The 11511-nt window shown below is 42.7% G+C and carries 8 protein-coding genes; 5 read left to right on the top strand and 3 right to left on the bottom strand.

Annotated features, from left to right (window positions below; genetic code table 11):
• The first annotated feature begins 288 nt into the window (after positions 1 to 288).
• Positions 289 to 2214, top strand: a complete 1926-nt coding sequence (locus PAT01_RS04645; RefSeq protein WP_154944967.1) for a methyl-accepting chemotaxis protein — start codon at positions 289 to 291, stop codon at positions 2212 to 2214.
• Positions 2215 to 2284: 70 nt separating this feature from the next.
• Positions 2285 to 2758, top strand: a complete 474-nt coding sequence (locus PAT01_RS04650; RefSeq protein ID WP_055252698.1) for a peroxiredoxin — start codon at positions 2285 to 2287, stop codon at positions 2756 to 2758.
• Between the two features lie 45 nt (positions 2759 to 2803).
• Here the strand turns inward: PAT01_RS04650 and PAT01_RS04655 are convergent, their stop codons facing one another.
• On the bottom strand, positions 2804 to 4930 hold the full coding sequence (locus PAT01_RS04655) for a S8 family peptidase (protein WP_154944969.1): 2127 nt from the start codon (positions 4928 to 4930) through the stop codon (positions 2804 to 2806).
• A gap of 328 nt (positions 4931 to 5258) precedes the next feature.
• Here PAT01_RS04655 and PAT01_RS04660 point away from each other — a divergent pair, with 328 nt between their 5' ends.
• Complete coding sequence (locus tag PAT01_RS04660) at positions 5259 to 6443, top strand: BaiN/RdsA family NAD(P)/FAD-dependent oxidoreductase (protein ID WP_029774315.1); 1185 nt, start codon at positions 5259 to 5261, stop codon at positions 6441 to 6443.
• A 77-nt stretch (positions 6444 to 6520) separates the two neighbouring features.
• A complete protein-coding gene (locus tag PAT01_RS04665; RefSeq protein ID WP_318299738.1) occupies positions 6521 to 7432 on the top strand; it encodes a tetratricopeptide repeat protein in 912 nt (303 codons plus the stop codon).
• Here PAT01_RS04665 and PAT01_RS04670 read toward each other — a convergent pair.
• A complete protein-coding gene (locus tag PAT01_RS04670; protein WP_154944972.1) occupies positions 7429 to 8532 on the bottom strand; it encodes a DUF917 domain-containing protein in 1104 nt (367 codons plus the stop codon). The genes PAT01_RS04665 and PAT01_RS04670 overlap by 4 nt on opposite strands.
• Before the next feature lie 113 nt (positions 8533 to 8645).
• Positions 8646 to 10790 (bottom strand): TonB-dependent receptor, encoded by a 2145-nt coding sequence (locus tag PAT01_RS04675; protein WP_154944974.1) that lies wholly within the window; start codon positions 10788 to 10790, stop codon positions 8646 to 8648.
• A 196-nt stretch (positions 10791 to 10986) separates the two neighbouring features.
• Here PAT01_RS04675 and PAT01_RS04680 point away from each other — a divergent pair, with 196 nt between their 5' ends.
• A complete protein-coding gene (locus PAT01_RS04680; protein ID WP_024031376.1) occupies positions 10987 to 11505 on the top strand; it encodes an Lrp/AsnC family transcriptional regulator in 519 nt (172 codons plus the stop codon).
• The last annotated feature ends 6 nt before the right edge of the window (positions 11506 to 11511 follow it).

The raw sequence follows: 11511 nt of genomic DNA on the forward strand, positions 1-11511 counted from the left end.
TTTTTTTGTGCCTGGCGTTAGCTAATACGCAGCGCTTTAGTAATGGTGATAGCTGTATTAAGCCTATTTTAATTTGAACCTTAAGTGATGAAACTCTCACCTTGTAATTAACCCGCGTTTCTTATCTTTAATAGCATATAAATTAAGTCGGTTGGTTTAATAAAGGCGCTGTATTCGCTAAGCCTTTACTCGTATATTTGGGGCAAATATACGTGTTTTCCCTGAGTTACATAAAATTGTCATAAATAGTTAATAGTCTACGCGCTTAAACAATAGGGGTTGTTATTTATGCGCGTATCATCTTTTACTCGGCTGTTAGCCATACTGTTAACATTGGCAAGTATTTTATTAGCCATCACACTATTATGGGCAAGCCAAACTTTACTTAAGCTTGAGCAACAAGACAGCGCATACAGTAAATTAAAAAACACGATTTTAGTGGATTTAGCCGGTGACTTAGGCAGTTATCTAGAACAAGGTGATAGCCAATACTTAAATCAATCATCAGCCCTAATTGAACAAGTAAAAACACAGCAACTCGCAGTACTCCCCTCGGTACTTGCCGAGCAATTAAATGATCAGCTAAGTACGTTAGATACCGATATTAAAGGTAAGTACAGAGCGCTGGGTAAATTATCGGGCAACGAAACGGCGTTACTTGATAATGCAATTCGCCAAATGGCGGGCTCAGCCTCGTCACTGATTGGTTATGCAAAAAAATCCCCTAATCAAAATAGCGATGCGCAAGCTTATTACACACTTGGCGCAGATTATTATAATGAGGTGACCAACCTTGCCTTATTTACTTATCAACTAATCGTAAGTTACGACAGCGATACTGAACAAAGTTTGCAGCAAAGTATTGCTAATTTAAATGCGTTAGCAGCCAAAATAGAGCAACTCCCTAATCTAGGTGTTATGAGCGAAGTTGACGAAGATGCTTTGTTTTTTGACGAAGAAGCTGAAGATTTGGCCGATGAAATAAAATCTGAAATTACCAGCTGGCCTAACCGCTACCCCCGCGATTTAGCCAGTACATTAGCGCAAGCCCAGCAACGTGAAGCGGGCACCAATGAATTACGTGAGCAAATTAGCTTGCTCTCTAAAACCGTTATTAATGCAGAGCAGCAACTAAAACACGCACAAGGGGCGCTTAAAGAAAACGTATTTTGGGTATTTTGCTTTGCTATTGGCGCTTTGGTGATGCTAGCCGCGGGTGTTTATATTGTGCAGCGTAACCAAGTGCTCAACCCACTAAGGCAACTCAGAGACGGGTTTGCCTTTTTAATTGAAAGTAACGAGCTTAAAAACATTGAAAGTAAGAACCCAAAAACAGAGGTTGGCGAAATAGCCAGTTACTTTAATTTATTAATTGAGCGACAGCGCAAAGAGGCACAAGAGCGTGCCCAAATGCTAAAAGTGGTAAATGATTTTATGCAGCAAATGAGTGAGCATTTGCAAACTATTAGTCAAAAAGCGTCTACAAGTCATGGGCAAGTGGAGCAAAACCAACATTTGCTTGCTGATATTCAACAAATTGGCGAGCAGGTAAATAATATTAATGCCCAAGTGGCTGATAACGCCCAACACACTTTTAGTGCAATGGAGCAAAGTTTAGGCTTTGCACAAAGCATGCTAAGTGCCAGTTCAGATACGCAAACACGGGTTGAGCAAAGTATGCAAAACCTACAAGAGCTGCTCGCGGGGGTTGAAGGCGTTGGGCAAATTATTGAAGTGATCCGCAATATTGCCGATCAAACAAACCTACTAGCGTTAAATGCAGCAATTGAATCAGCACGTGCTGGCGAGCATGGCCGAGGCTTTGCTGTTGTAGCTGATGAAGTACGCCAGCTTGCCCGCCAAACTCAAGGCTCATTGAGCGATATTAATGAGCAGCTCACACTACTGAGCGAAAAGTCGGGCACAGTATCTACACAAATCGCGGCCCTAGCAGATGGCGCGCAGTCGCAAACACAAAACGCGCAAGAGCTAAAAGTAAACTCAGAGGGCGTGGCCGATAACGCTCAGCAAGCCAACAAAGTGGCCTTTGAGGCCATGGAGCTGGCTAAACAGCAAAGTAATTTGCTAGATAACTTTAGCCAGTCAATGCAAAGTATGAAAGGCCAAGTAAGCGAATCAAGCTTACTTGTTGACGATATTCATAGCCAGTTACAACAGCAAATGCAAACCATAAAAGTAAACCTTGGTTTGTAAATACCTGCTAACACAAAGGTAATTAGCGTTATACTGTAGGCTCATTAATCAAATGCTTTAAGGATTTATCATGATTGAACAAGGTCAAACGTTACCCGCAGTTACATTAACGCAGCTAACAGACGAAGGCATGCAAACTCACACTAACGCTGAGCTTTTTAATGGTAAAAAGGTTGTGCTTTTTGCTGTACCGGGTGCATTTACGCCTACCTGTTCAAATGCGCATTTACCTGAATTTATAACCCTTAGTGATAAAATTAAAGCAAAAGGTATTGCGGCAATTTACTGTGTATCGGTTAACGATGCTTTTGTAATGAAAGCATGGGGAGAATCTCAAAATGCCCAACAAATCGATATGTTAGCAGATGGCGATGGCAGTTTTACTAAAGCATTAGGGCTTGATAAAGACACCGGCAGTTTTGGTGGAACACGCTCTACGCGCTATGCAATGATAGTCGACGATAATGTAGTAACAGGACTATTTGTTGAAAAAGACAAAGAGTTTTCAGTAAGCCGTGCTGAGTCTGTGTTAGAAAAACTATAACCGCTTTATTAAAGCCCTAAGTGCATGCACTTAGGGCCTTTTTAATTATGGCTGGTATTGGCCACTTAATGTTAAACCCGAAAAGGTTCTGTAAGCGTTAACGCTTAAATGCCACGTACCCGCTTGCGGATTGCTAAACGTACATGTTTCTGCGTTGCCGTTTTTATAAGGACGACAATCGTAGCTAGATGCGGTAGGTTGGCTGCCAAACTTAACAAATAAGTCAGCATCACCTGTACCACCTGAGGTGGTGACTGTAAATGTGCTCATTCCTGCTGGCACATCTAAGGTATAGTGCTTCCAGTTACCTGTTGTAGCCGTTACATCGCTCACCGTGCCGCCACCGGCTTCTGGTGTAGTTGAACCGCCACCTGTAGAACCACCTGTAATATTACCCACTAAACTAACGCCTGAATAAGCCGAGTAGCCACGAAGCATTACATGGTATGTACCAGCGGTTGGGTTATCAATAGAACACTCCTCGCTATTACCGCCTTTGTACGGACGACAATCGTAGCTTGAGGTAGTTGGTTGGCTGCCTGCGCGTACGTATAAATCTGCATCGCCGCTACCGCCACTCATTGTAAACGTAACATTCGTTGCGCCACTTGGCACAGTCATCGTGTAATACGCTTGTGAACTTGCAGCGCCGCTTAAGCCTGTTTTAGCTTCGCCATCTGTCAGTTCGCTATCGCCACCGGTAGGAGGTGTTGTACCGCCACTTGCTGCGGCTACAGCGGCTGCTGCATCAACAATACCTGTACCACAATTTGTACACGTTGCTGGGAATGAGCGGGTGGTCGATTTTAAAATGCTTTCTATTTCATCTGGGGTAGCATTTGGTTTAGCCTGCTTTATCAGGGCTGCAACACCGGCAACATGAGGCGCCGCCATTGATGTACCTTGAGAGAACGCATAGTTATCGCTTGAAGGTGTAGACGAGCCTGAATTATAGGTTGATAAAACGCCTTCAGAGTCGTTTGCAAAGCTTTGTGCGCCGCCCGGCGCTGCAACATCAATATTGCTACCATAGTTTGAATAATATGCTCGTCCGCCGTTACGTCCAACAGAGGCAACATTAACAACGCCACTACAGTTACCTGGGTTATAGTTTGCTGAGTTATCGTTATCATTACCGGCAGCAATAACCACGACTGCACCGTTGCTGCGTGCCGTGTTAATTGCGTTTTGTGTGGTAGAGCTACACGAGCCGCTGCCACCTAAGCTCATGTTAATCACATCAGCAGGGTTTGAGTTGGCAGGAATGCCCGATACACTGCCGCCAGATGCCCAAATAATGCCATCAGCAATGTCTGACGTTAAACCACCACACTTACCAAGAACACGCACAGGTACAACTTTAGCGCCATAAGCCACACCGGCAACACCTTCACCGTTATTAGTAACAGCCGCAACCGTACCTGCTACGTGCGTACCGTGCCAGCTTGAGCCTTGTGCGCCGTTATTTCCACATTCGCCAGCAGCTACAGCATCGCCCGGATCGCGTGCGTCACTGTCGCGACCGCCGCCATCGTTTGCTACCGATAGGTTAGAGATCATATCGTAACCCGGTAAAATGTTAGCATTTAAATCAACATGAGGGCGGTAGCCAGTATCAAGTACCGCAACCACTACGCCACTGCCTGTTGCAGTATCCCATGCGGTTGGTAAATTTAGGCCTCCCGCTTGCTCGTAGTAGTGCCATTGGTCGCCGTAACGAGGGTCGTTAGGCGTTGCAAATGGTTTTAACATTTGATCCACTTCAATGTATTCAACATTGCCAGAATCAACCATTTCTTGCATAAATTCTTGTGCTTCTGCAGCGCTCAGTTTTTTATCTGCGCGCATAACGTGGTGGTTATTAAGCGCCATTGCACGGATGTACTTCGCTTTTACTTTACCTTTTTTAGAAGCGAAATTTTTTACAAAGCGTTGAGCACGCTTTTTCATATTTGCAGGGCTTGCGTCAGCAGACGAGGTGCTTAGCATGTCGTTCGCGCTATTTTTGTACTTAATAATAAACTGAGTTTCAAAACCCGATTGGCTTTGTAGTTTGGCTGTGGTTTCTGCCATAGAGGTAGACACATCTTGGGCAACACTTGCAGATGCTGCAAATACCGTACTAATAGTGAGCGCGATAGCGCAACGCTTAAATGATTTACTTGTTGTCATAATTATCCCTAGTTGTTATTAGTTAGTTCGTAATATTAAATTACGAAACAGAAACAAAGGTAAATGATCTGTTAATTTCTTTAAAATAATAATTGCTTATGTACCTATTTCTTTTAGTTATAACCTAGGTGTACGGTGCCTTTGTCGTTGTTTAGTATTTATCATATAAAACAAAAACAAGCATAAAGGATTGTTATTTTTAAGCTGTTTAGAAAAGCCATAACTAGCCTCGGTTACATTTGTTGCTATAAATTTAATAATAAATTCTATTCAGAGTGTTTAAACAAACTTTGCTATAATCGGGCAAATTTTTGAGTAGGGCGAAGTAATGAATCAAGTAGATGTAATTGTGATTGGCGCAGGTGCAGCCGGATTAATGAGTGCAGCACAAGCCGGTTATCGCGGGCGTAGCGTTACAGTGCTTGATATGGGCAAAAAGCCTGGTCGAAAAATTTTAATAAGTGGTGGTGGGCGTTGTAATTTTACCAATGAAAATGCCAGTCCAGAAAACTACTTATGCAGTAACCCTCACTTTGTTAAATCGTGCTTAAGCCGCTATACCCAACACGATTTTATTGAGCTGGTGGATCGCCACGGCTTGGCATACCATCATAAAACCTTAGGCCAGCTGTTTTGCGATAACAGCGCGCAAGATATAGTCGATATACTACTTACCGAATGCGAGTGGGCTGGTGTTAATATTAAATTGCGCAGCGAAGTGTTAAATGTGGCTAAAACCGACATTGGCTACCGTGTTACCACTGAACAAGAAACACTTACTTGTGAATCGCTAGTTATCGCATCGGGCGGTTTAACAATGCCCAAGCTTGGCGCCACTCCTATAGGCTATAAAATTGCAGAGCAGTTTGGCTTAAACGTACTACCTACCATGGCGGCGCTTGTGCCATTTACTTTGCATCAACACGATAAAGAACGCTTTGAAGGGCTTTCAGGAATTAGTATACCGTGCGAAGTGTCTAGCGAAGACGGCACTGTATTTAAAGAGAATATTTTGTTTACTCACCGAGGTTTATCGGGGCCTGCCATATTGCAAATAAGCTCATTTTGGCGAGCGGGGCAGGCAGTAAGCATAAACTTGCTCCCTGATCTCGATTTAAAACAGCAACTGGCTGATTGGCGAGAAACACAAGCCCAAAAATCATTAAAAAATAGCCTTGCGACTATTTTACCCAAACGCTTTATAGACATACTGCACGACAGCAAAGCGATTCCAGATTGTAATATTAATCAGCTTACCCATGCTCAAATAGATGAGTTAGCAAGCTATATTCACGCATGGCAAATAAAACCTAATGGCACAGAGGGCTATCGTACCGCCGAGGTAACTTTGGGCGGCGTTGATACTGATGAGCTGAGCTCTAAAACCTTTGAAGCTAAAAAAGCCAAAGGCTTATATTTTATAGGCGAAGTAACCGATGTAACAGGCTGGCTTGGGGGCTACAACTTCCAGTATGCGTGGAGCTGTGGGTTTGCATGTGGGCAATATGCATAAGTATTTCAGCGTATTGTGATAGATGAGATAAAAATATTACACTCTTAATTAAGGTGATTTTAAAGAGTGTAATATTGGTGCGTATATTTTTGCTGTTAAGTATTGTCGCTACAAGTTTTAATGCATTAGCATCAGAAAACTACAGCGATCATGAAGCGTTTTGCTTGCAACAGCCCAAAACGCACTGTTTAACTTATATTGAAACGCGCCTTAATGAAGTCAAAGATAACCCTGCACAGTGGTACAAAATAAAAACCTACCAATTTGATTACTACTACGACTACCAACAGTTCGAAAACTTACTCAACGCTATTACTCCTTTTTTAGAGCAAGATAAGCTGCCCGATGTATTTAAGCTACAAATGTATTTTTATTACGCGAAAGCACTTAACTATATTGGCAAAAAAGCAGAAGCTAAAACGTATGCCGCTAAAGCGTTTACCCAGTTAGACGGGATATATAATGCTTTTGGTGACCCTTTAAGATTAGTGGAGTTGGCTAACCTACACTATGTGTTTGGTAGTAAAAAAGCAGCGATGCGATTACTAAGAGATGCCGAGCAGCGCTTTGCAAAAAATAACGATCCTATTTTTCATTTAGAGCTGCACATTAACAAAGCGCATATTTACTTAAAGTGGCAGCAATACGAGCACGCAGTAAAAAGTAATTTAATGGCCTATAACGCCATAAAAAACACCAACCACGCTGCTAAAATAGTGCTTGCTAGCGGTAACTTAGCGTACAGTTATCAGCAAAATAAAGAGTATTCACAGGCTATAAATTATTATAAAACCGCATTCAAATTTACTGAGCCCTCAAGCATTTACCATGCTATTTATAGCTTACGTTTAGCGCAGGTATATTTACAAATAGGTAAAAAGGTACAAGCGAAAGAATGGCTTAGTCGCATTGATAGAAACGCCACCGAGTTTGGTAAAGGCCATGCTGCATTGTATAGCAAGCTGCAGCACGCCCTTAGCAATAATTAATTTGCAATCGCTGCTTTATATGGGGTGTTAACGCCTGCGTAACGCGGGCCAAATATTTCTAAACCTTTAGGGCCTGTAAATTCCTTTGGCGCTGGTAAAATTACAACGGCTACTTTCATGCCTACCTCGTAATTAGGATTAGTAATGGGTGTGCCTGTTTGGCTGTTAATACAGCATATTAAATCAGGAATGGTTACGTGCACTTCATCATTTAAAAACGCGGCCATGTTTTCGTTTTTAACCGTTATTTTGTAGCTGTTATTTACAAACTCGCCTAGCCCTTTAAGTGTTACTTCGCCTAAGGTAAAGCCTTCTACGGTGTTAAATTCAAATGTGCTTACCTCGCCTTCAAAGGCAACAAAGCCGCCGTGCTCGGCAATTATGTGTGCGGTGTTAGCGTGCTCCTCGTTGGCCTCACGCATTGCTTTACCGAGTTTAAGGGCTTTACTAATGGTGCCATGAATAACCGCGTTTTTCATTTGCTCAATAGGTAAAATATGATCAATGGCTGCTATGTCGTTACGGCTAATTTTAGCTAGTGCTCGCACGACTGTTTCGGCGCGTAAGTCATCCATTACATTTTCGCAAATAAAGCACTCACCAAATTCATTCGCGGTAATAATGGGCGCTGCGGGTAAGTTATTTAAATAATAGGTTGAATGGGTGATCTCCGGTACTGCGCGCCCAGCGGGGTCGGCATCAATAATGTAGCCGTCAAACATTGCAGCTAAGTAAAACGATACTGCGGTGTTTGAGCCGCCAAGCTCACAACAAATAGTGCCATAAATAGCATCGTTACCTGTGTATTCAAGGGTGCGCTGGTAAGCAGCTAAAATCGCATGCTTAGTGCTGCGGGGTAGGTTTGCATAAGCGCGTTCTTCTTGTTCACTTAAAGCAGATATTGCCCCTAACATGTAAGGCGTACAAACAAGCTCACCCGCGGGGACTTCATCGGCACTAATTAGTTTAAAGCTTTTACCCTGTGCGAGTGCTTCGTCAATATAGGCAATGCCTTCACTTAACTCACCGCCGCCGCCAGTGCCTAAAATGGCGCAGCCGTACAAAATATCAATAAGTTGGTCACGATTAAGAATTTGCATGTGTGTATCGCTATTGGTTAACTCATACCCATCCCCAAAACAGATCACTTAATTAAGCGGATTGGTATAAAACAGCAGGCATTAAAAAAATACCTGCTGTAAAGGTGAAAAAATTAAAATTGGTAACTGAGCTCAATACCGTAACTACGAGGCTTATTAGGTTGGCGCACTAAGTCTGTAACCCCATCGGCCAGTAGAAAAATATCTTCAATAGCGCGCTCATCCGTAAGGTTGTCTACGTAAACTTGAACGCTCCACTGCTCTGATTTAAGCCCTACACCGGCATTTAGGTAGGTATAACGCGACGACTCAACATCAGGAATATCAATACTGAATGTTTTAGGGCCTTCAATTAATAGCTCAGCGCGCGAGAACAATGACCACTCACCGTTTAGTGCTAAGTTATGATTTGCTGACAGCCCGTAGTTATACTCAGGCACCCAAAATTGTGGCCTGCCAGCCAGTTCTGGGCGCAGTGCAAAGCGTTTAATTTCTGAATCAATAATACCTGCACTGAGGTTAATACTTAAATTGCTGGTGGCAGCAAAGGCGGCTTCTAGCTCTAAACCTTTGGTTTGTACTTCGTCAATAGAGAGGTTTTCAAGGGTGAAGGTATCTATATTAAATTGGGTAAATTGCGCATCGTCTTGCTCAATAATAAACGCGGCGCCATTAAGGGTAACTTTGTTACTAAACAAAGCGGTTTTAAAGCCTACTTCGTAGCTGTCAGAAATTTCTTTATCAAAGGTGCGGCTAATACCGTCGGCCGGCTCGTTAAAGCCCCCACTTCTAAAACCACGCGAGTAGCCGGTGTAAAGCAGTAGGTCGTCATTCATTTGGTACGCCAAGGTAACTTTAGGCTGTAATTGGCTAAACGATTTTTTAGCGTAAGTGGCGTCTTTATTGGTTGGGTCGAACGACTCGCGAGTATCGTGATCGTAGCGCATCGCACCGGTAAGCTCCAACTGCTCGTTTATATCGTAGTTAAACTGCACAGCAAGTGCCCATGCATCGCTGCTGTTGTTGTCTATAATTGAAAGGTAGGGCTCGTCGTTGGCAAAATCTGCACGCGTTAAAATTTCGGCATCGGTAAAATCATCGTAAAATAATACCGCAGTATCGCGGTCGCGCTGTTGATAAAACGCCGACACCGACCATCTAAAAGCCTGATCCGACTGGGATATAAAGCGCGACTCTACCGTTAACGATTCAATACCGTATAACCCTTCAGTACCAAATGGGGCTCTAAAAAAGCCATCTTCGTCAATAAAGGTGGCATCGGCAGAGTAGTCGCCATCGTAAAAGTGCTCGTTTTCTGAATTGCTGTACGCGGTTACAAACTCAAATTTACCTAAATCGTAATGTTGGGTTAGCTTGGCGCTTAGCTCATACACATCACGCTCATCTTGGTTAATAATATTTTGTGAGGTATTAATTGAAAAGTCTTCAATGGTGTCATCGCTCACCCCTTGGTAGTAAGCAAACCCAGCTTCGCTTGAGGTGTATTTACCTTTAAGATTTATTGAGGTGTCTTCGCTTAGCTCAAACTCTAACTGTGAAAAAACCGATTGCTCTTTTAACGGGTCGGCGTAATCGCCTGTGTAGGTATTTTTAATCAGTCCGTCGGTATCTTTAATGTAACCACCGGCTCTAAAATAAGCGGTGTTTTCATCGTTAAGCGAACCCGATACAACCGCATTCAAATTATACGTGTTGCCATTACCTACAGAGCCTTTAATTTTACCTTCAAAGTCTTCAATGGGTTTTTTAGTTGTCACAATAACCGCACCACCAATGGCGCCGCGGCCATACAGTGCGCCTTGTGCACCACGCATAACTTCAATACGTTCAATATCAACTAGGTCTTGGTTTATAAACTCTAAATCGGGGGCGGTAACACCATCAACTACAAACGCTAATGGCGGATCGCCCACCTGCGGTGTAATTAAGCCACGAATAGTAATACGGGCAAGGCCGGGCCTAAAATTATCGAGCTGTGATAAGTTGGGAGTTAAATTAGCAACATCACGAAAATTAGTAATACGTGATTTTTCGATTGTCTCGGCGCTAAATGCGGTAACAGAGTCAGGCACGTTTTGTATCGACTCAACACGCCCACGCGATATCACCGAAATTTTTTCTATAGTGTCAGTTACTGTTTGTTGTTGTTCTTGCGCATGCACATAGTTTATGCACGACAGGGTAACTGCCGATGCTAATAGTGTTTTACGAAAGCGTATTTTGTTGTATCTGCTCATGTTCTATGTCCTAATGTGACTATCATGGTGATGTTACTTAGTGATAAACATTGTCGCTTTTTCAGACAAAATAATATTTTGTAAACCCTTAATACAGCACACACAAATTGCTGAAAATAACGCTTAAGCGCGTAATTTTATGTATTTGTTGACCTTAAATTTACAAAATTCATTATTATTAAATGTGAAACCGGTTATGAAAAAAACGATAAAAATAGACAGGTACAATCAAAAAATACTGGCAATTCTGCACCTAACTGCCGATTTAACAAACGTTGAATTGGCCGAGCAAGTTAACTTGTCGCCCAGTGCATGTTTTCAGCGAGTAAAAGCATTAAAAGAGGCGGGATATTTTAGAACCTTTCATGCTGATATAAATTTAGAGCAAATTTGTGAGCACGTGTTTGCCTATATGGAATTTACCCTAGAGGACAATAACCTAGCAGCACGGCGTAAGTTTTTAGCTGACATACACAACATCCCCGAAATAATGGATTGCATGCAACTAAGTGGCGATATTGATTATATTTCTTTTTGTTGCTTTGCCGATATTCAAGCGCTTAATGCAATGTGCGACAGGCTAACCGGCAGCTCACAGTATGCAATAAAAAAGCTGACTACACGCATAGTGCTTGAGCGCGCTAAGTTCTTTTTAGGCTACCCGCTGGAAAAACTTAAATGGCGAGACGAAATGAAAGTAGACGATGAAGAGTAGCCCCCT

Source organism: Pseudoalteromonas atlantica (genome assembly GCA_007988745.1).
Lineage (GTDB): Bacteria > Pseudomonadota > Gammaproteobacteria > Enterobacterales > Alteromonadaceae > Pseudoalteromonas > Pseudoalteromonas atlantica.

What these genes read in the sequence shown, in the direction of transcription:
- PAT01_RS04660 (WP_029774315.1), top strand. Translation starts at nt 5,259, where the DNA reads ATGAATCAAGTAGATGTAATTGTGATTGGCGCAGGTGCAGCCGGATTA.
- PAT01_RS04650 (WP_055252698.1), top strand. Translation starts at nt 2,285, where the DNA reads ATGATTGAACAAGGTCAAACGTTACCCGCAGTTACATTAACGCAGCTA.
- PAT01_RS04670 (WP_154944972.1), bottom strand. Translation starts at nt 8,532, where the DNA reads ATGCAAATTCTTAATCGTGACCAACTTATTGATATTTTGTACGGCTGC.
- PAT01_RS04655 (WP_154944969.1), bottom strand. Translation starts at nt 4,930, where the DNA reads ATGACAACAAGTAAATCATTTAAGCGTTGCGCTATCGCGCTCACTATT.
- PAT01_RS04680 (WP_024031376.1), top strand. Translation starts at nt 10,987, where the DNA reads ATGAAAAAAACGATAAAAATAGACAGGTACAATCAAAAAATACTGGCA.
- PAT01_RS04645 (WP_154944967.1), top strand. Translation starts at nt 289, where the DNA reads ATGCGCGTATCATCTTTTACTCGGCTGTTAGCCATACTGTTAACATTG.
- PAT01_RS04675 (WP_154944974.1), bottom strand. Translation starts at nt 10,790, where the DNA reads ATGAGCAGATACAACAAAATACGCTTTCGTAAAACACTATTAGCATCG.